At 60.3% G+C, this 20,153-nt stretch carries 19 protein-coding genes; 6 read left to right on the top strand and 13 right to left on the bottom strand.

Annotated elements, in window-relative coordinates; genetic code table 11:
• Positions 1 to 5: 5 nt before the first annotated feature.
• The 10 genes from OH720_RS28275 to exaC all read right to left on the bottom strand — a co-directional run bounded on the left by OH720_RS28275 (position 6) and on the right by exaC (position 11,180).
• The gene (locus tag OH720_RS28275; RefSeq protein ID WP_272603693.1) at positions 6 to 920 is read right to left on the bottom strand and encodes a WYL domain-containing protein; all 915 of its coding nucleotides are present in this window, start codon (positions 918 to 920) and stop codon (positions 6 to 8) included.
• 817 nt (positions 921 to 1,737) lie between these two features.
• Positions 1,738 to 2,484: a S24 family peptidase gene (locus tag OH720_RS28270; RefSeq protein ID WP_272603692.1), complete on the bottom strand. Its 747-nt coding sequence runs from the start codon at positions 2,482 to 2,484 to the stop codon at positions 1,738 to 1,740.
• A gap of 228 nt (positions 2,485 to 2,712) precedes the next feature.
• Positions 2,713 to 3,240 carry an inorganic diphosphatase gene (ppa, locus tag OH720_RS28265; RefSeq protein ID WP_007894323.1) on the bottom strand — a complete coding sequence of 176 codons (528 nt, stop codon included), beginning with the start codon at positions 3,238 to 3,240 and terminating at the stop codon, positions 2,713 to 2,715.
• 113 nt (positions 3,241 to 3,353) lie between these two features.
• Positions 3,354 to 4,166 (bottom strand): zinc-dependent peptidase, encoded by an 813-nt coding sequence (locus OH720_RS28260; protein WP_272603691.1) that lies wholly within the window; start codon positions 4,164 to 4,166, stop codon positions 3,354 to 3,356.
• A gap of 3 nt (positions 4,167 to 4,169) precedes the next feature.
• Positions 4,170 to 4,826, bottom strand: coding sequence for a DedA family protein (locus tag OH720_RS28255; RefSeq protein WP_008059462.1), 657 nt, complete (start codon positions 4,824 to 4,826; stop codon positions 4,170 to 4,172).
• 211 nt (positions 4,827 to 5,037) lie between these two features.
• Positions 5,038 to 5,499 (bottom strand): GNAT family N-acetyltransferase, encoded by a 462-nt coding sequence (locus OH720_RS28250; RefSeq protein ID WP_008059461.1) that lies wholly within the window; start codon positions 5,497 to 5,499, stop codon positions 5,038 to 5,040.
• Positions 5,500 to 5,616: 117 nt separating this feature from the next.
• Positions 5,617 to 6,453: an ethanolamine ammonia-lyase subunit EutC gene (gene eutC, locus OH720_RS28245; protein WP_442967242.1), complete on the bottom strand. Its 837-nt coding sequence runs from the start codon at positions 6,451 to 6,453 to the stop codon at positions 5,617 to 5,619.
• Positions 6,450 to 7,844, bottom strand: a complete 1,395-nt coding sequence (locus OH720_RS28240; RefSeq protein ID WP_272603689.1) for an ethanolamine ammonia-lyase subunit EutB — start codon at positions 7,842 to 7,844, stop codon at positions 6,450 to 6,452. Before OH720_RS28240 ends, eutC begins: the two co-directional genes overlap by 4 nt.
• A 196-nt stretch (positions 7,845 to 8,040) precedes the next feature.
• On the bottom strand, positions 8,041 to 9,411 hold the full coding sequence (eat, locus tag OH720_RS28235) for an ethanolamine permease (protein ID WP_272603688.1): 1,371 nt from the start codon (positions 9,409 to 9,411) through the stop codon (positions 8,041 to 8,043).
• Positions 9,412 to 9,659: 248 nt separating this feature from the next.
• Entirely contained in the window at positions 9,660 to 11,180 is a 1,521-nt protein-coding gene (gene exaC, locus OH720_RS28230; protein ID WP_272603687.1) for an acetaldehyde dehydrogenase ExaC, read from the bottom strand.
• Positions 11,181 to 11,483: 303 nt separating this feature from the next.
• Between exaC and OH720_RS28225 the strand changes: the two genes are divergently transcribed.
• The 4 genes from OH720_RS28225 (at position 11,484) to OH720_RS28210 (ending at position 15,837) form a co-directional block, all read left to right on the top strand.
• A complete protein-coding gene (locus OH720_RS28225; protein WP_272603686.1) occupies positions 11,484 to 13,397 on the top strand; it encodes a sigma-54-dependent Fis family transcriptional regulator in 1,914 nt (637 codons plus the stop codon).
• 184 nt (positions 13,398 to 13,581) lie between these two features.
• Positions 13,582 to 14,931 (top strand): UDP-N-acetylmuramate:L-alanyl-gamma-D-glutamyl-meso-diaminopimelate ligase, encoded by a 1,350-nt coding sequence (gene mpl / locus OH720_RS28220; protein WP_008065937.1) that lies wholly within the window; start codon positions 13,582 to 13,584, stop codon positions 14,929 to 14,931.
• Positions 14,928 to 15,560 carry a flavin prenyltransferase UbiX gene (ubiX, locus tag OH720_RS28215; protein WP_272603685.1) on the top strand — a complete coding sequence of 211 codons (633 nt, stop codon included), beginning with the start codon at positions 14,928 to 14,930 and terminating at the stop codon, positions 15,558 to 15,560. The genes mpl and ubiX overlap by 4 nt, the downstream gene beginning before the upstream one ends.
• Positions 15,553 to 15,837, top strand: a complete 285-nt coding sequence (locus OH720_RS28210) for a YceK/YidQ family lipoprotein (RefSeq protein WP_272603684.1) — start codon at positions 15,553 to 15,555, stop codon at positions 15,835 to 15,837. The genes ubiX and OH720_RS28210 overlap by 8 nt, the downstream gene beginning before the upstream one ends.
• Before the next feature lie 85 nt (positions 15,838 to 15,922).
• On the opposite strand, the gene OH720_RS28205 is transcribed toward OH720_RS28210, so the two are convergent.
• From OH720_RS28205 to OH720_RS28195, 3 genes are all read right to left on the bottom strand, one after another.
• Positions 15,923 to 16,564 carry an oxidoreductase gene (locus OH720_RS28205; protein ID WP_180204462.1) on the bottom strand — a complete coding sequence of 214 codons (642 nt, stop codon included), beginning with the start codon at positions 16,562 to 16,564 and terminating at the stop codon, positions 15,923 to 15,925.
• A gap of 27 nt (positions 16,565 to 16,591) precedes the next feature.
• A complete protein-coding gene (locus OH720_RS28200) occupies positions 16,592 to 18,310 on the bottom strand; it encodes a C13 family peptidase (RefSeq protein WP_272603683.1) in 1,719 nt (572 codons plus the stop codon).
• A gap of 113 nt (positions 18,311 to 18,423) precedes the next feature.
• Positions 18,424 to 18,879, bottom strand: a complete 456-nt coding sequence (locus tag OH720_RS28195) for a MaoC family dehydratase (protein ID WP_180204464.1) — start codon at positions 18,877 to 18,879, stop codon at positions 18,424 to 18,426.
• A gap of 196 nt (positions 18,880 to 19,075) precedes the next feature.
• Here OH720_RS28195 and OH720_RS28190 point away from each other — a divergent pair, with 196 nt between their 5' ends.
• Entirely contained in the window at positions 19,076 to 19,438 is a 363-nt protein-coding gene (locus OH720_RS28190) for a CidA/LrgA family protein (RefSeq protein ID WP_272603682.1), read from the top strand.
• The gene (locus OH720_RS28185) at positions 19,435 to 20,151 is read left to right on the top strand and encodes an LrgB family protein (protein ID WP_008065952.1); all 717 of its coding nucleotides are present in this window, start codon (positions 19,435 to 19,437) and stop codon (positions 20,149 to 20,151) included. The genes OH720_RS28190 and OH720_RS28185 overlap by 4 nt, the downstream gene beginning before the upstream one ends.
• Positions 20,152 to 20,153: the final 2 nt, after the last annotated feature.

Below are 20,153 nucleotides of genomic sequence, written 5' to 3'. Positions count from 1 at the left end.
GCGCATCAGTCAGCCTTGCCCATCATGTTTTGTGCGTCGGGTGATCGGTAACCAGGGGCCAACATTGCGTTCTTTACGCCGTAGAGCGCTAGATGATCCTTCAGCCAGAGTCGATATTCGTGGCCTCGCAGGCTGTGGTCTGGCGAGCAGTCCACACTCCATTGGCGCAGGATGTACCCGGCTGTAGCAGCACGAAGCTTTATCCGCAGCACGCCACCATCCATGCTGTAGTCCATCTCGGTGATCTCCGGCCGGGGCAGGTCTGGATGCGGTACAAGTTCCAGCTCGACGATCCGGGTCCACTGGATGTCTTGATTGCTCATCTCAAAGGCCGCAACTAGCTGCCCCTTGAGCACGACGGCGTGTGAGATCCGGGTAATGACGAAATCCCGGAACTCTTGGGACTTCCGGTCGAAGGCGCGGACGTGCCAGCGTAGGCCATTGTCGATAAGTGCGAACGGGACGATCTCTCGCTCGGTGCGGCCACTGGAGATGGAGTGGTACTCAATGCTAAGTGGACACGCATGGTGGATCGCACGGGTCACGCTCGCCAGCACATCCAGATCCGGGAGGGCGAGCCGGGACGGGCTCTCGCTGACCACCCACGCCTTGAGCCGCATCGGTTCGCCGTCACCAAAACCCTGAGTCAGCCACGACAACACCCGCCCCGGGGGGAAGTCGAAGACCGACTGGAAATCCGGCCCGAGGACGTAGGACTTGCCTTTGGAGTCGTAGTCGATGTTGCCGGAGGCCAGCTCCTTGTACAGCGCTAGATCCCTGGATGCGGCGGCGGACTGGATACCAAACCGCGTGACCAAGTCCTGGCGGCGTATTTCCCCACTGAAGCGCACGCGCAATTCCACGAACGCGAGTCGATCGCGTTGTGGCTGGGTTAGATCTGCAACCTGTTCGTTCGACATCCTGGCTGGCTCGTTTGGGTTAGCGAATGCTTGTGCTTACTGCTGAGGGATAACACATGCCAACCATTAGAGCACGAACGTTACCCTATTTTAGTTTTATGTGCGTTGCATTCTGATAACCATAAATTCAGAGGGGAGAGTAGTTTTTGCCGCCAAGTGCCACCCCCAATCCCAGGTGGATCAGACCATCAATAAATCCTTTTGGGTTGGAGCTTACTACCGGCAGCAACGCGCCAAAGGGAGTACCTATCGGGCTGCCACAGCGGCGCTTTTTTTCGTCATGGTGTCAAGCTGATGCAATTAAGCATTAGAGCCTGAGACAACACAGATCGTATGGGTCACAGGGAGGGAGTTGATGGAGTCGAGGCTAATCCAGCGCTTGGGTGTGGGTCAAAGTGTGGGTCAAAGATGATGTTTTGTATCAAGCCTGCATTCTGCGTGGCTTCCAGGCATTAAAAAGCCGGCTTGTGGCCGGCTTCTCGGGGACTGGCTTGGTTCATTTTTGGTAAACCGCGCCAGCCTTCAAAACGTACACCCGGATCTTGCGTCCGGCTGTGGGACTTGGCGAGAAAGTCATCTGCCTTGTCGGTGCGATCAGGGCCGCTTGGCGGGTCGATGCGCAAATGTGGGGCGCAGCATACTGATTTTTTTGCACAATTCCCAGCTTGGTGTGTGAGATGGGGTGTCTGGGGGCTTGGGTAACGTATCTGGATGGGTTTCTTTGGTGAATTGACTGGCGCATTCGCGGGCAAGCCTCGCTCCTACAGGGATATGCCCTATCGAGAGTGATTTTTGCCCGTTTGACGAAGCCTCGGTGTTACAGGAACGGTAGCGGTGGCCGTCGTTTATTCAGGGTCGACCACCAGAACACCCAGCCCAGTACCCTGATGTTCTGTTCTTCAATTTGTGCGGGCCTGAAGATTTCGTCCGGGTAATCCGCGCGGTTATGGCTGCGCAAGCGCAGGGAGTTGCCCGGCAGTCGGTGCAGGTATTTGATGCGCAACATGCCGTCATGTTCGATCGCGTAGATTTCGCCATCGATAATCTGGGTCAGCCCGCGATCGATCGCGAGGGTGGAGCCATCATCGATTTTCTCGGCCATGCTGTTGCCGATCATGGCGGCGGCGATGGCGTCGGTGTGATTGATTTCCAGGGAGTCGAGGTGGCTGCGGGGCAGGCGCAGGCATTGTTCACGGTCTTCGATGACGTGGGTCTTGTTGGAGCCGGGGGCCGTGATCACTTCCTTGTAGAAGGGCAATTCGATGTCGGTGGGTTCAACCACCGTGTAGATGCCACGGATCGCCTGGGCGTCGAAGGTGTAGCCGGTGTCGTCGACCAGGCGCAGGTGCCTGGCGTCTTTCGAGCCTTCGCCGGTTTTCAGCCACTCGCTGTTGACCGAGAGTTTCCTGGCGACTTCTTCCATGCAATGGGCGGGGACACCGCGGGTGTACCAGTTGTGTACATTTTGCGGAGCCGTATCCAGGAATTCGGCAAATCCTGTTGTCGTGATGTTCGCTGCTTCAAGGAGCGCTTTAAACCGGGGGCCGCTAGTGTTCTTTTTCATGAACGGGAGTCTACTGGCGCCGGTCAGGGCTTTGAATAAACGACTCGTTCAAATTTCGCGGGAAATTTACGACTGGATGTGAGACGTGTTGGGTAAAAAATAAACATGAAAACCTGGGAATGCAGCGAGATAAACGAATTGTTTAAATCGGCTTTACAGGCGTCCAAAAAAAACCCCGGATAACCGGGGTTCTTCTTGAAGCGGGTGGCTCAAGGCCTGCAGCTGCTCTTAGCCTTTATAGGCGGCAACCGACTTGGTGATCGCGTCGCGGGCGGCATCTGCACCGGCCCAGCCTTCGATCTTCACCCATTTGCCTTTTTCGAGATCTTTGTAGTTCGCGAAGAAGTGCTCGATCTGCTGGATCAGCAGGGCTGGCAGATCGGTGTATTCCTTCACGTCGACGTACAGCTGGGACAGCTTGTCGTGTGGTACAGCGATGACTTTGGCATCGCCGCCGCCGTCGTCGGTCATGTTCAGGATGCCGACCGGACGGGCGCGGATCACGGAACCTGGAGCAACCGGGTAAGGGGTTACGACCAGCACGTCCAGGGGATCACCGTCGTCAGCCAGGGTGTTCGGGATGTAACCGTAGTTGGCCGGGTAGAACATTGGGGTGGCCATGAAACGGTCAACGAACAGGCAATCGCTGTCTTTGTCGATTTCGTACTTGATCGGCGCGTGGTTGGCCGGAATCTCGATCGCGACGTAGATGTCGTTCGGCAGGTCTTTGCCAGCCGGAATCTTGCTGTAGCTCATTGGGCGTTGCCCCCGTTAGTTGACCAGAAACACTTGGCCGGATTGACCAAAAAGTGGCGGCGATTATAGGCATATTCCTACGGCGACGCCACGTACCAGAAGTCGTGTAGACCTTAGTCGTGTGCCTGATAGACCGGGTTTTCGGCCAGAAGTTGCCGCAGCCTTGCCAGTGGATCCTGGCGATAGAACAGCTTGAGTTGCCCGTAGACCTGTGGATAAGCCTCGTGCAGCAAATCCGGGGCACTGAAGAAGTATTCGCTGGTGACGGCGAAGAACTCGGCCGGGTTTTCCGCGGCGTACGGATCGATGGCGGACTCGGCGTCCGGGTTGCGCTCCAGTTGGCGGTCGAGGTCATCGTAGGCTTGCTGCATGACCCTGGCCCAGTCGCTGACCCGCATGTCCGTGTGCAGCGGGGGCAGGCCGTTGGCGTCGCCATTGAGCATGTCGAGCTTGTGCGCCAGTTCGTGGATCACCAGGTTGTAGCCTTCCCAGCCGCCGCTGGCCATGACGCCGGGCCAGGCCAGGATGATCGGCCCTTGCTGCCAGGCTTCGCCGCTGTGCTCGCCATCCCATTCGTGTTCGACCCCACTGGCGTCACGATGGCGCTGGGGGCTGAGGAAGTCGTCGGGGTAGAGAATGATTTCGTGAAAGCCCTGATACCAGTTCAGGTCACCCAGATGCAGCAGCGGCAGTTGCGCCTGGGCGGCGAGCAGCAGGCGTTGTTCCTGATGCAGCTCTACCCCGGGCAGGGCGGTCAGGTGCTTGTCCTGCAGAAAGAGTACGCAGGCTTCGCGCAGCCACTGGTCTTCGGCGGCACTGATGCCATCCAGAAAACGCAGGTGATGGCGCACCCGCTGCCACATGTCGTCGGCTATCGGGTGCTTGGCCAGGATGCGCCGGCGTCGCCAGGCGCCAAGGGACCACATTGTTCAGCGCGAGGCGGTTTTGGAGTTCGAACCGCCAAGACGGCTGCGCACAACGCCAATGATCATTGGTACCAGCGACAGCAGGATAATGCCGACCACCAGCAGCGACAGGTTCGATTTGATGAAGGGGACGTTGCCGAAGAAGTAACCCAGGGTCACCAGGCCACCGACCCAGAGAATCGTGCCCAGCACGCTGAAGGCGAAGAAACGCGGGTAAGGCATTTTTGCGACGCCGGCGACGAAGGGGGCAAAGGTACGGATGATCGGCAGGAAACGCGCCAGGGTCACGGTTTTGCCGCCGTGTTTGTCATAGAAGTCGTGGGTTTGCTGCAGGTAGTCGCGCCGGAAGATCTTCGAGTTCGGGTTGCTGAACAATCGTTCGCCCGCCGTTCGTCCGATGATGTAGTTGGTGCTGTCACCGAGAATCGCCGCGAGCATCAGCAAACCGCCCAGCAGCACCGGGTCCATGCCGCCACCGGCCGCGACGGCGCCAGCGATGAACAGCAGTGAATCGCCCGGTAGGAAGGGCATGACCACCAGGCCGGTTTCACAGAAGATCACCAGAAACAGAATGGCGTAGATCCATGGCCCGTAGTTGGTGACCAGCAAATCGAGGTAGACATCGAGATGCAGGACGAGATCGAGCGGGTTGAAATCCATTGACGACACCTGTGGTAACGGCCCGATTCGGCAGGCCTGCGGATGACTTCGCGTAAGACTACAGACAGGAGGTAGTTTTCTTACAAGCCGGAAAGAACGGAATTATACGGGCTGGGAAGTGAAAAGCGCGTAGGGTTTGTAGCAGGGAATTTCGGAATGTATTGAATACAAGATCGCAGCCTTCGGCCGAAGGCTGCGATCTTTTGTGATCTTACAACTCGTCGCTGATCGGCAACACGTAGTTCTTGAACTCGGTGTCTTCCTTGAATCCGATGGATTCATAGGTTTTCTGCGCCACTTCATTGTTGCTGCTGGTGGACACGCGCATGCGCACGGCGTTGGTTTCCTTGGCCATTTTCTTCGCGGTGCGGATCAGGTTGTCGGCCACCAACTGGCGGCGAGACTCCTCGGCAACGTAGATGTCATTGAGGATCCACACGCGTTTCAGCGAAAGCGAAGAGAAGCTTGGGTACAGCTGACAGAAGCCCAACAGTTTGTTGCTGTCATCATCGGACAGGGCCAGGTAAATCACTGATTCCTTGCGTCGCAGGCGTTTCTCGAGGAACGCCCGGGACGAGTCCGGGTATGCCAGGGAGCCATAGAACTCGCGATATTTGACGAACAATGGGGTGAGCAGGTCCAGGTGTTCGAGGGTCGCTTGAATAATCCGCATGGTAGGTCTCGTCTTCAAGTGGCTGTCTTCACGTGCTTTGGCGGCAAAGGGTACTCACTGGCAGCCGTTCGTCCGATCCTGCCTGAAAAAGGTGAGAAAGCGCAATGCAGAAGCGATTCAGGTTTGGGGCGTATCAAGTAGGAAATTTCCTTTAATGTCCGCTCCTGCGTCCGACTCCAGCGTTTGCACCTGCGCTTCGTCCTTCAGGTTGACTCCGGATAGCTGTCGCCGGCACGCCTCGCGCATCAAATAAAGCAAACGGTGTGCCGCCATGCCGTAAGTCAGGCCTTCGAGGCGCACATTCGAGATGCAGTTGCGATAGGCGTCGGTCAGGCCGACCTTTGGATTGTAGGTGAAATATAATCCCAGGCTGTCTGGAGAGCTCAGGCCAGGGCGTTCGCCGATCAGGATCACGGTCATTTTTGCGCCCAATAGTTCGCCGATCTCGTCGGCTACGGCGACCCGGCCCTGTTCCACCAATATTACAGGTGCCATTGACCATCCGTCGGCTGAACTCTGCTCTGAAAAGCGCACCAGGAACGGCAATGTATGGCGATGCACTGCCAATGCAGACAAACCATCGGCGACCACGATTGCCAGATCGACCCCGGCAGGATTGGCGGCGGCGTATTGGCGCAGTTTTTTTGCCGACTCCACACTCAACTTGCGCCCCAGATCGGGGCGCTGCAGGTAGCTGTTGCGATCAGGCGCGGCGCTGTGCAACAACAGGCTGTCACGACCGCATTCGGCCAGTTGTTCGCTGAGGGATGCATGATCAAACGGCAAGTGCACGGCGTCTCGCGCCTGGGCGTGGGCAAATTGGAAGTCCAGCTGGGCGCGGGTGGGCAGGCTGGTGCCGGTGCGGCCCAGGGCAATGCGTGCAGGGGTCAGGCGTCGCAGCTCCAGCCACGGGTTGTGCGGATCAAAGGGTGGTTTTTCCATATCGACACTCATCCCAATTGCGCCAAGGCCTGGCGGAAGGCCGGCGGCAGGCTGTTACCGAAGAGGACCTTGCCGTCCGGCTGAGTGAAAATGCCCATTTTCGCCAGCCATTGTTCAAATTCCGGCGCAGGCTTGAGCCCCAGCGTTTGCCGGGCGTAAAGCGCATCGTGGAACGACGTGGTCTGGTAGTTGAGCATGATGTCGTCGGAGCCGGGGATGCCCATGATGAAGTTGATCCCGGCGACCCCGAGCAGGGTCAACAGGGTGTCCATGTCATCCTGATCGGCCTCGGCATGGTTGGTGTAACAGATATCGCAACCCATCGGCACGCCCAGCAGCTTGCCGCAGAAGTGGTCTTCAAGGCCGGCGCGGATGATCTGCTTGCCGTTGTAAAGGTATTCGGGGCCGATGAAGCCGACAACGGTGTTCACCAGGAACGGGTTGAAATGGCGCGCCACGGCGTAGGCCCGGGTTTCGCAGGTCTGTTGATCGACGCCGTGGTGGGCATTGGCCGACAGCGCACTGCCCTGGCCGGTTTCGAAATACATCAGGTTGCTGCCGAGGGTACCGCGATTGAGGCTCAGCCCGGCGTCGTAGCCTTCCTTGAGCACATTCAGATTAATCCCGAAGCTGGCGTTGGCCGCCTCGGTGCCGGCGATCGACTGGAACACCAGGTCCAGGGGGACGCCGCGATTGACCGCTTCGATCGAGGTGGTGACATGGGTCAATACGCAGGCCTGGGTCGGGATTTCGTAGCGCTGGATGATTGCATCGAGCATATCCAGCATGGCGCAGATCGAGGCGATACTGTCGGTGGCCGGGTTGATGCCGATCATGGCATCGCCGTTACCGTGCAGCAGGCCATCCAGAATGCTCGCGGCAATGCCGGCCGGTTCGTCAGTGGGGTGATTGGGTTGCAGGCGGGTGGACAGGCGGCCGCGCAGGCCAAGGGTGCCGCGGAACTGCGTGACGACGCGGATTTTCTGCGCCACCAGCACCAGGTCCTGTACTCGCATGATCTTCGAGACGGCGGCCGCCATTTCCGGGGTCAGGCCGGGGGCGAGGGCGCGCAGGACCTGTTCGTCGGCGTCGTCGCTGAGCAGCCAATCGCGAAAACCGCCGACGGTGAGGTGGCTGACCACTGCGAAAGCCTGTTTATCGTGGGTGTCGATGATCAGACGGGTGACTTCATCAGTCTCGTAGGGAATCAGGACTTCCTGCAGGAAGTGGCTCAGCGGGATGTCGGCCAACACCATCTGCGCAGCGACGCGCTCGCCGTCATTGAGCGCGGCGACGCCGGCCAGGTAGTCCCCTGAGCGGGCCGGGGTGGCCTTGGCCATCACTTCCTTGAGATTTTCGAAGCGGTAGGTCTGGGCGCCGACGGAATGGGCATAAACGGCCATGGGGCGGGGCCTCCTGTTATGTAGAAGTCTGCGGTTCACGATCGACCCTTGAGGGAGCGAGCCAGCTCGCGATGCGGGCAACGCGATCTGGCATTTACACTGCGGTGGTGCAATCGCGAGCAGGCTCGCTCCCACAGGGAATCGGTGTGCACTTCAATAATGCAGGCGCCAGCCTCATGGCTCGGCGCCGGTGCAACTAGATACCTTCGAGCATAGCGTCCGCCGGTGCTTCGGAGCGTTGCCGCGCGGTCAGCTGGAAATACAGGTAACCGGCGGCCATGAAGCCAAGGAAGATCAGGCCGATCAAGGTGTTGAACCAAGCCATCGCCACCAGGCATACCACCGCCAGGAACAGCGCAATCCCCGGTACGATCGGATAGCCCGGTGCGCGGAAGGTGCGCTCCAGGTTCGGCTCGGTTTTACGCAGTTTGAACAGGCTCAGCATACTGATGATGTACATGACGATGGCACCGAATACCGACATGGTGATCATTGCCGCCGTCAGCGACATGCCTTGCAGGTTGACCAGGCCATCGCTGTAGATGGCGGCAATGCCGATCACGCCACCGGCGAGGATCGCCCGGTGCGGTGTCTGGAAGCGCGAGAGCTTGGCCAGGCTGCGCGGCAGGTAACCGGCGCGGGCCAGGGCGAAGAACTGTCGCGAGTAGCCGAGAATGATCCCGTGGAAACTCGCCACCAGGCCGAACAGGCCGATCCAGACCAGCATGTGCATCCAGGTTGAATTGTTGCCGACCACCGCTTTCATGGCCTGGGGCAGTGGGTCGTTGATATTTGCCAGTTGACGCCAGTCGCCGACGCCACCGGCCATCACCATTGTGCCGATGGCCAGGAACACCAGGGTCAGGATGCCGCTGACGTAAGCCCTGGGAATCGTGCGTTTCGGGTCCTTGGCTTCCTCGGCGGCCATGGCCGCACCTTCGATGGCGAGAAAGAACCAGATCGCGAAGGGAATGGCGGCGAAAATGCCGGGAATCGAGCCCATGGTGAATTCGTTGGCGCCAGACCAGCCGTTGAGCACGAAGTTACTGAAGCTGAAGCCGGGTGCAACCACGCCCATGAATACCAGCAGTTCGGCGACGGCCAGCACGGTGACCACCAGTTCGAAGGTGGCGGCGATGCTGACGCCGAGAATATTGAGGGTCATGAACACGAAGTAGGCGCCAACGGCGGCGATTTTCGGGTCCAGTTCCGGGTATTGCACATTCAGATAGGCGCCGATGGCCATGGCGATGGCCGGGGGCGCGAAAACAAATTCGATCAGGGTGGCGATGCCGGCGATCAACCCGCCTTTTTCACCGAAGGCTCGCCGACTATAGGCAAACGGCCCGCCGGCATGGGGAATCGCCGTGGTCAGTTCGGTGAAACTGAAGATGAAACAGGTGTACATCGTTGCCACCATCAGGGCGGTGACGAGGAACCCGAGGGTCCCGGCGGTGCCCCAGCCGTAACTCCAGCCGAAGTACTCGCCGGAGATCACCAGGCCAACGGCAATGCCCCAGAGATGCAGGGTGCCGAGTGTGGGTTTGAGCTGTGTGGTAGCTGTCATAAGTCCTCGCTGTCTTTTTATTTTTTGATCGTGTTGGACTTTCGGGAATTGCATTTGTGTGTGAAGCGGGCACGCAAAGGCCGTGCCAGAGCGGCCAGGCATTGAGTGTCGTGTCATTAAGGGCGCCTTCGCTGCGATGCGGCGACCCGACAAGCCAGCTCCTACAGGTACTGCGTGATCCTTTGTAGGAGCGAGCGGTGCGGCGATCCGACTTGCCCGCGAAAGCCGTTACGCGGTACTGCGCCGGGTTAGAAGAAACCCAGCGGATTGATGTCGTAGCTCACCAGCAAATTCTTGGTCTGCTGATAGTGGTCAAGCATCATCTTGTGGGTTTCACGGCCGACGCCGGACTTCTTGTAGCCACCGAACGCGGCGTGCGCCGGGTACAGGTGGTAGCAGTTGGTCCACACGCGACCGGCCTTGATGGCGCGGCCCATGCGATAGGCGCGGTTGATGTCGCGGGTCCAGAGGCCGGCACCCAGGCCGAACTCGGTGTCGTTGGCGATGGCCAGGGCTTCGGCTTCGTCCTTGAAGGTGGTGATGCTCACCACCGGGCCAAAGATTTCTTCCTGGAACACGCGCATTTTGTTGGTGCCCTTGAGCAGGGTCGGCTGGATGTAATAGCCGCTCGCCAGGTTGCCCTCGAGTTTTTCCACCTTGCCACCGGTCAGAAGTTCAGCGCCTTCGCCCTTGGCGATTTCGAGGTACGAAAGGATTTTGTCGAACTGCTGCTCGGACGCCTGGGCGCCGACCATGGTGTCGGTGTCCAGCGGGTCGCCGCGTTTGATCTGCAGGACCTTCTTCATCACCACTTGCATGAATTCGTCGTAGATCGACTCCTGCACCAAAGCGCGGGAAGGGCAGGTGCAGACTTCGCCCTGGTTGAAGAACGCCAGCACCAGGCCTTCGGCGGCTTTCTCGATGAAGGACGGTTCGGCCTGCATGATGTCTTCGAAGAAGATGTTCGGCGACTTGCCGCCCAGCTCTACGGTGGACGGAATGATGTTCTCGGCCGCGCATTTCATGATGTGCGAGCCGACCGGGGTCGAGCCGGTGAAGGCGATCTTGGCGATGCGCTTGCTGGTGGCCAGGGCTTCGCCGGCTTCACGACCGAAACCCTGCACGATGTTCAGCACGCCGGGCGGCAGCAGGTCGCCGATCAGCTCGACCAGCACGGTGATGCCCAGTGGGGTTTGCTCGGCGGGCTTGAGCACCACGCAGTTACCGGCGGCCAGGGCTGGGGCGAGTTTCCACGCGGCCATCAGGATCGGGAAGTTCCACGGGATGATCTGCCCGACCACGCCGAGGGGTTCATGGATGTGATAGGCCACGGTGTTGCCGTCGATCTCGGCGGCGCTGCCTTCCTGGGCGCGGATGCAGCCAGCGAAGTAGCGGAAGTGGTCGGCGGCCAGCGGGATGTCGGCGTTGAGGGTTTCGCGCACGGCCTTGCCGTTGTCCCAGGATTCGGTGATTGCCAAGACTTCGAGGTTTTGCTCGATGCGGTCGGCGATTTTCAGCAGCACCAGCGAGCGCGCCTGGGCGGACGTGGCGCCCCAGGCATCGGCGGCCGCGTGGGCGGCGTCCAGGGCTTTGTCGATGTCTTCAGCCGTGGAGCGCGGGAATTCGGCAATCGGTTGGCCATTTACTGGCGAGGTATTGGTGAAGTACTGACCTTTGACAGGCGCGACGAACTCGCCGCCGATGTAGTTACCGTATTTGGCTTTGAACGAAACGATAGCGCCTTCAGTACCGGGGTGAGCGTAACGCATGATGATTTCTCCTTGGGTTCTTGTACTTATAAGGAAGACGCGCATGTGCGCTTGCTTTAAGCGTAGAGCAAAGGTCGGGCCACTGCCTTGCAGGTCAGGTAAATCAAGGCCTTGCGTGGTTTTTGTCGGACGGGCGGGTGGCGCCTGTGACGCTTTCGGTACAGTCCCTGTGACACTTTGTACCGGTTCTGGCACAGCCTGTGACTGAGCGGCCTTGCCAGCATTGCAATGTGGTACAGGCTGGAGGATGCTCAGACGCTGCATCACCTCTGCGTGAACCTTTCGGGGGGAGAATAATAAGAAATGCACGACAACCATTTGAGTCGCCATGCCCAGCAAGTGTTGACCGTGACCCAGGGTAAAACCCACCTGCACGGCCCCGGAAGCGATCCGTCCATCGCCCGTTCCTGGCTGCGCTGCCTTGAGGACTATCACCTCGACCCGGCCCTGAACATGGCGCCGACGGTGCTGGAGCATGGCCGCGTCCTGGAAAGCCGCGAACGATTGCAGCAGGTGCTGCACATCGCCGGCAATGAAATGGCCAGTCTTCATCAGCAACTCTCCGGTGCCGGCCACGCCGTACTGTTGACTGATGCGCGCGGCGTCATCCTCAATTGCGTAACGGCGCCGGCCGAGCGCAAGATTTTCGAGCGTGCCGGCCTCTGGCTGGGTGCCGACTGGAGTGAGGCCTGTGAAGGCACCAACGGCATTGGCACCTGCCTGGTGGAGCGCCAGTCGCTGACCATCCATCAGGACGAACATTTCCGAGGCCGGCATACGGGCCTGACCTGCTCGGCCAGCCCGGTATTCGATCCGCACGGCGAGCTGCTGGCGGTACTCGACGTGTCCTCTGCCCGGCACGAGGTATCGCGCCAGAGTCAGTTCCACACCATGGCCTTGGTCAATCTGTCGGCGAAGATGATCGAGAGCTGCTATTTCCTGCGTTGTTTCGATAATCAATGGCTGCTGCGTTTTCACCTGCAGGCCGAGTCCGTCGGTTTGTTCAGTGAAGGGCTGCTGGCGTTCGACGGAGAAGGGCGGATCTGCGCGGTCAACCAGAGTGCGCTGAACCTGCTGGGGCATATCCGTGGTGGCTTGCTGGGCAAACCGGTGGAGGCGTACTTCGACTGCTCGCTGGACGAACTGCTCGGCCGCGCGAGCGTCAATGCCAGCGCTAGCTGGCCACTGCGTACCCGGGACGGACGCCACCTGTTCGCCGTGTTACGCGGGCAAGCGCGAACGGTGCCGGTGCCGTTGGTGCCGAGCCCTGCGGTTGAAGATCGCCCGCGCTTGTCGGGCATCTGCCTGGGCGATCCGACGTTGCAGGCGGATTTCCGCAAGGCCCTGCGTGTGTACGAACGGGACGTGCCATTGCTGATCAACGGCGAAACCGGTTCGGGCAAGGAAGCCTTCGCCAAGGCCGTGCACCATGCCAGTCAGCGCGCGGAAAAAGCCTTCGTCGCCCTCAATTGTGCGGCCATCCCTGAAAGCCTGATCGAGAGTGAGCTGTTCGGCTATCGCGGCGGCAGCTTCACCGGCGCGCGCAAGGAGGGCATGCGCGGCAAGCTGCAGCAGGCCGATGGTGGGACCTTGTTCCTCGACGAAATCGGTGACATGCCTCTGGCCTTGCAGACTCGATTGTTGCGCGTGCTGGAAGATCGGCAAGTAGTGCCGATCGGTGGCGAACCGGAGTCGGTCAACGTGCGGATCATCAGTGCCACGCACCGCAATCTGCTGGATCGGGTGCAGGACGGCAGTTTTCGCGAGGACCTGTATTACCGCCTCAATGGCCTGGAAGTCGCGTTGCCGGCGTTGCGCGAGCGCGGTGACAAATCGCAGTTGCTCGACTTTTTGCTGGCCGAAGAGGCGCGCGGGGAAACCGTGCTGATCGACGGGCCGGCGCGCGAGGCGTTATTGGGGTTTGCCTGGCCGGGCAACGTGCGGCAGATGCGCAATGTGTTGCGTACGTTAGCGGCGCTGTGTGATGGCGGCCGCATCGGCCTGGAGGATCTGCCGGCGATGATTCGCCAGGCGCGTCCGGTGGTCATTCCGAAAATTGAAGAGCCCTGCGAACATCCCCTGGAAGATGCCGAGCGCCTGGCGCTGTTGAATGCGCTGGAGCACACGCGGTGGCATATGACAAATACGGCTGAACAGCTTGGGGTCAGCCGCAATACCCTGTATCGAAAATTGCGTAAACACGGCATAGCGCGGTAGATCGTGTCGCGCCCAATCGCGGGCAAGCCCGCTCCCACAGGAATGGGGTGAATTCACAATTCGGGAGCTGACCCAGATCTACTGCGGGAGCGAGCCTGCTCGCGATGGCGTCCGCGAGGGCGAAACAAAGGTGCGAATTTTTCCCCCCTACGCTAACCTGCGGCCATGTTTTACGAGGTCGACTATGCACATTCATATTCTGGGTATCTGCGGCACTTTCATGGGTTCGATGGCGGTTCTGGCCAAAGAGCTCGGCCATCACGTGACCGGCTCCGATGCCAACGTCTACCCGCCGATGAGCACTCAGCTCGAGGCGCAGGGCATCGAGTTGACCCAGGGCTACGACCCGGCGCAACTGGACCCGGCCCCTGATCTGGTGGTCATCGGCAACGCCATGTCGCGCGGCAACCCGGCGGTCGAGTACGTGCTGAACAAAGGCCTGCCCTATGTCTCCGGCCCGCAATGGCTGGCCGACCACGTGCTGCAAGGCCGCTGGGTACTGGCGGTCGCCGGTACGCATGGCAAGACCACCACCAGCAGCATGCTCGCCTGGGTGCTGGAGCACGCGGGCATGAGCCCGGGCTTCCTGATCGGCGGTGTGCCGCAGAACTTCTCGGTGTCGGCACGCTTGGGCGACACACCGTTTTTCGTGATCGAAGCCGATGAATACGACAGCGCGTTCTTCGACAAGCGCTCCAAGTTCGTTCACTACCGTCCGCGCACGGCGATCCTGAACAACCTGGAGTTCGACCACGCCGATATCTTCCCGGACCTGCCGGCGATCGAGCGACAGTTCCACCATCTGGTGCGGACCATCCCGAGCGAAGGCCTGGTGATTCATCCGACCACCGAACCGGCTTTGCTGCGCGTCATCGAGATGGGTTGCTGGACCCCGGTGCAAACCACCGGCGCGGGGGGGCAGTGGCAGGTCAAGCTGCTCAGCGACGATGGCTCGAAGTTCGAAGTGATGTTCGAAGGCGTCGCCCAAGGCGTGGTCGAGTGGGACATGACGGGCCAGCATAACGTGGCCAACGCATTGGCCACCTTGGCCGCAGCGCGCCATGTTGGCGTGGTGCCAGCCATGGGCATCGCTGCCTTGAGCGCCTTCAAGAGCGTGAAACGACGGATGGAAAAAGTCGCCGAGGTGCGTGGCATTACCATCTATGACGACTTCGCCCACCATCCGACGGCCATTGCCACCACGCTCGACGGCCTGCGCAAGCGCATTGGCGATGCGCCGTTGATTGCGATCATCGAACCGCGCTCCAATTCCATGAAGCTTGGCGCACACCGTGACGGTTTGCCGGAGAGCGTTGTCGATGCCGACCAGGTGATCTGGTATGCGCCGGCCAATCTCGGTTGGGATCTGGCAGGCACCGCCGCGCTCTGCACGGTACCGTCGATCGTCAGCGACTCGCTGGAAGGCATCATCGAGCGGGTCAAGAGTCAGGCCCAGCCTGGCACTCATGTGGTGATCATGAGCAACGGCGGCTTCGGCGGCCTGCACGGCAAGTTGGCCGAGGCGCTTAAATGAGTAACGGTCCGGACCGCATCACGCTGGCGATGACTGGCGCTTCCGGCGCCCAGTACGGCTTGCGCCTGCTCGATTGCCTGGTGCGCGAAGATCGCGAAGTGCACTTCCTGATTTCCAAGGCCGCGCAACTGGTGATGGCCACGGAAACCGACGTCACGCTGCCGGCCAAGCCCCAGGCGATGCAAGCCTTCCTCACTGAATACACCGGGGCTGCCGCCGGGCAGATCCGGGTCTATGGCAAGGAAGACTGGATGTCGCCGGTGGCTTCGGGCTCTGGCGCGCCGGCAGCGATGGTAGTCGTGCCGTGCTCCACCGGGACTTTGTCGGCCATCGCGACGGGGGCCTGCAACAACCTGATCGAACGTGCCGCCGATGTCACCCTCAAGGAGCGCCGCCAGCTGATCCTGGTGCCCCGTGAAGCGCCATACTCGAGCATCCATCTGGAGCACATGCTCAAGTTGTCGAACATGGGCGTGACGATTTTGCCGGCATCGCCGGGTTTTTATCATCAGCCGCAAACCATCGACGACCTGATCGATTTCGTCGTGGCGCGCATCCTCAATCTGCTGAACATTCCCCAGGACATGCTGCCGCGTTGGGGTGAACACCACTTGGCCTGCGATGAATAAGTGGTGGGTGATCGTGCTGGCGCTACAGCTGGCGGGATGTGCCACCGCGCGTACGCTGGATGCGGCAAAGCCGGGAGCGCCCGTGGTGTACTCAGGGACGCGGTTGGATCTGTATGCGCTCAATGGCGGTTGTTGCGCGGTGGACCGTTTTGGCGCCGAGGCACCGAGCTATCCTGGCGTTGATTTGCCGGCCAGTGCGTTGCTCGACACGCTGTTGTTGCCGTTGTCGTTGCTGACGGTGATTGGCGTGAGTTTCCAGGCAACCGGCGGGTTGTAAAGACAAAAGATCGCAGCCTGCGGCAGCTCCTACAGGGTGAACACCTTCCCAATGTAGGAGCTGCCGCAGGCTGCGATCTTTTGAATTACTTGCCCAACTTCCTCAACTCATCCGACTCGACAATCCGCACCCCATCCTGCTCCTCCAGGGCGAGGCGCCACATGGCGCGGGCCAATTGGCAGGCTTCTATGCCTCGGTACTTGCCGGGAATCAGTTTCGACAAGGGCCCGGCGAATTGCTCGCCCAAGCGTGGCTCGGTGCGTTCGCCCAGCAGCAATGACGGGCGGCAGATGGTCAGCTGCGGCCAGTCCTGCGCACGCAATGCATGTTCCATTTCGCCTTTGACCCGGTTGTAGAAAATCGAGGATCGGCGATCGGCCCCCAGGGCGCTGATCACGATCAGGTGCCGTGCACCCATCTCCCGGGCACGTTTGGCGAAAGCCACCACCATGTCCAGGTCCACCGCGCGAAACGCTTGCTCCGAGCCGGCCTGCTTGATGGTGGTGCCCAGGCAGCAGTAGGCGATGTCGACGCGGCCGTTCAATTGCGGCAGAAATTCAGAGGGATCGCCCACCGGGTTTTCCAGGTGGGGATGCTCGGCCAGCGGGCGGCGCGAGGGGGCCAATACTCGCGATATCGTTGGCTCGTTGAGCAAGCGATCAAGTAAGTGTTCACCGGTCAAACCGGTGGCTCCGGCAAGTAGCACGTGCTGAGGCGTCAAGTACATAGTGTTTCTCCCTTGATACTGTTCAGCTTAGTTGTTCTTTGTATCCTTGCTGTCAATGGAGACACTTTGCAGGGCTTTTCTTGCCTGCTGCTTACGTAACAGTTGCCAGTGCGAGAGCACGGTTTTAGGCGCCCAGATCTGCGGTTCGGAGGCTTCGAAATTGTCTGCCAGCTCGCGCTCGGCGACGGTGGCCTTGGCCAATTTGAAGGCTTGCTCCAGGTCATCGGTCTGGTTCAGCGCCCGGGCGAACAGGGCATCGCCGAAGTAGGTGAAGTTGGCTTCTTCGGAACAGCCGAAAGACACGCGGTCAGCGCGCGAAGCGGTCATGATCAGGGTGCGTTCGTCCTTCAGGGCAGGGATGAAACCGCCGGAGTAGCAGGACGAAATCACGATGATCTTGTCGCGGTTTTTCAGTGGCGCCAGCACGGTGGCCAGCTCGTCGGCCGGCAGATCGGCCAGTTCCATGCGCGGCTGGTCGAGCACCAGTTCGTGCTCGCTGGTGCCGTGGCTGGTCAGGTAGATGAAAATCAGGTCTTCAGGGCCACTGCGTTCGGCCAGCGTCTGGGCGGAGCGCCGCAGGCTTTCCCGGGTGGCCATCGGCCGGTCGCCGAGGTGGTCGCGATGGTTCACCAGGCGGATCTGGCCATAGGCGCCGAAGCGGCTGGTGAGCATGTTCGCGACATAGTCGGATTCGCGCAGGAACACGCTTTGCTTGCCGTCGCCGCCAAGGGTCAGGGTGTAGAGCTCCACCGCCGGGGTCGAGGCTGGAACATTGGTGAACGCTTCTTCGAGCAAGCGCCCCTGGGCCAGCAAGCCAAGTTCAAGGGTGTCGGGCAGCAATTTGCCCTCGGCGTCGCGCACACGCTGGCCGTTGATCCAGGTGCCACTGAGTACGGCGCCGTCGGTGAGGACCAGGGTGCCGCGTCCGGAGTAAGTGTCGTTGTCGAACTGGCCGGTGTAAAAACTGCCGTCGGCCAGGTTCAGCCGGCCTTGGCCGGTGAAGCGCCAATCGCTGAAGTGTCCGATGTAATGGCTGCCGTCGGCACCGATCAGTTCGCCCTTGCCGTTGAGCGAGCCTTCCTTGAATTGACCCAGCCATACGTCGCCGTCGGCATTTTCATATCGTCCCTTGCCGTGCAATTGGTTGTTCTTGAACCCGCCGACATAGATGTCGCCTTCAGCGCTGTTGAAGGTTCCGTTACCTTCCAGCTGGCCGTCGACGAAGTGCCCTGTGAATTGATTGCCGCTGCCGTCGCTGCGTTGGCCTTCGCCATTGGGCTTGCCGTGGGCGAACTGGCCCTGATAGGCGCTGCCGTCTTCGAGCTCCAGGCGACCGAGCCCGGAGTATTGGTCGGCCTTGAATTCGCCGCGGTAGATCATGCCGTTTTCTTTGAGGGTGCCTTCGCCGTCGCGTCGGCCAAGCTTGAAGCCGCCGGTGTAGCTGCCCGCGCTGGTGGTCAGGGTGCCCTGGCCATCGAACAGACCTTGCTTGAACTGGCCGCGATAGACCTCGCCATTGCTGCCATGCCACTCACCCTGGCCATGCCATTGGCCCTGGTCGAACTCGCCGGCGTACCAGCTGCCGTTCGGGTAGTCGATGCGGCCCTGTCCCTGCAGCAATCCGTTGACCAGGTCGCCGCGATAACGTCCACCGTCCGGCAGGCGGGCGTCCGCGGGCAAAAGCGATTCGCCGTCGCCGCAAGCGGTGAGCATCAGGGTCAAGGCGATTAGTGCAAGTGGGCGCATAGCGGGTTCCGGGCAATTAGGCGACCGAGTATGCCGCAGCTATGTGCCCTAATACAGCCGATAGAGACGCAGGGGATGCGAAACAGCCTGCGCTGCTTCGCATCCGGGACGGTTTACACGAAGCAGAGCGACAGGGATTCGGCGACATACGCCGGCTTGTCCATGCCTTCGATTTCCAGTGTGGCGATGGCCTTGAGCAGCAATTGACCGGGTTTTTTCTCGGTGACCTCGGACAGTTCGACCTTGAGGCGCACCTTCGAGTCGACCTTGACCGGCTGAATGAAGCGCACGCTGTCCAGGCCATAGTTGACCACCATCTTCAAGCCTTCTGGCATGACGAGGATGTCTTCCATCAGTTTTGGAATCAGCGACAGCGACAGGAAACCGTGGGCAATGGTGCCGCCAAATGGCGTTTGCGCGGCTTTGACCGGGTCGACGTGGATGAACTGGTAGTCCCCTGTGGCTTCGGCGAACAGGTTGATACGCTCCTGGTCGATGGTGAGCCAGTCGGAACTTCCGAGTTCCTTGCCGACATAATCTTTGAGCTCTGCAACAGGTACAAAGGGCATTGAGACTCTCCTTGCGTTCATCGGTTTTATAGTTTTTAGGGTGGGGGGATTTGATCGCCCGGATTACTACTTTAGATCAACATGGCAAAACGCTGCGGTCAACTGACCATGCTTATGGCGAATGCCGATCCATAGCGCAAGCGTGCTTATAATGCGTGGGCCAATGCGGGTGACGGATTTTTGCGGGGGAACATCGATGTTGTTACGTGGCCTGACCTGGCTGGTGCTGTTCCAATTGCTCGGCACCGCGATCAACCATTTGTTTTTATCCTTCCTGCCGGGGCCGATCATCGGCCTGCTGCTGTTACTGATGTTCCTGATCGGTCGAGGCCAGGTCGGCGAGCCGCTGAACCTTGCAGCCAGCAGCCTGCTGCGCTACCTGCCATTGCTGCTGGTGCCACCGGCCGTGGGGGTGATGGTGTACGCCACGGATATCGCCGCCGACTTCTGGGCCATTGTCGGCGCGCTGGTGTTGTCATTGTTGCTGTCGATGGCGTTCGCCGGAGTTCTCATGCAGCGCATGGTCAAGCGCCATGTCCACCCTGAGGATGGCCAATGATCCTTGACTGGCACGGCGCCTGGACGTCGGTGATTCATCATCCATTGTTCGGCATCGGCATCACGCTCGGTGCCTATCAGCTGGTGCTGGCGGCATTCGAGAAAACCCGCTGGATCTTTTTGCAGCCGGTGCTGGTCTCCATGTTGCTGGTGATCGGTGTGCTGGTGGGCTGTGGCCTGACTTACGCCGAGTACCGCAAGAGCACCGAGATCCTGAGCATTCTGCTCGGCCCCGCGACGGTCGCGCTGGCCGTGCCGCTTTACCTCAATCTGCGGCGGATTCGGCAGTTGTTCTGGCCGATATTTACTACGCTGGTGATAGGTGGTGTGGTCGCCACGTGCATGGGGGTGCTGTTGGGCTGGTGGTTCGGGGCCGAACACATGATCCTGATGACCATGGCGCCGAAATCGGTGACATCACCTATCGCCATGCTGGTGGCCGAGCAGATTGGCGGGGTCGCGGCGCTGGCGGCGGTGTTCGTGCTGATCACCGGGGTGATCGGGGCGATATTCGGCCCGAGCCTGTTGACCCGGCTCGGTGTCCACAGCCCCGAGGCCCGCGGCATGGCACTGGGCATGACCGCCCACGCGGTTGGCACGGCGGTGGCGATGCAGGAAAGTGATGAATGTGGCGCCTTCGCGGCGCTGGCGATGAGTTTGATGGGCGTGGCCACGGCGGTGTTCCTGCCGTTGGCGGTGTCGATGGTGGTGTAAGG

The sequence above is a fragment of the Pseudomonas sp. WJP1 genome (genome assembly GCF_028471945.1).
Classification (GTDB): Bacteria; Pseudomonadota; Gammaproteobacteria; order Pseudomonadales; family Pseudomonadaceae; genus Aquipseudomonas.
Note: the sequence above shows the minus strand (reverse complement) of the source record. Positions and strands in the feature narration are given on the sequence as shown.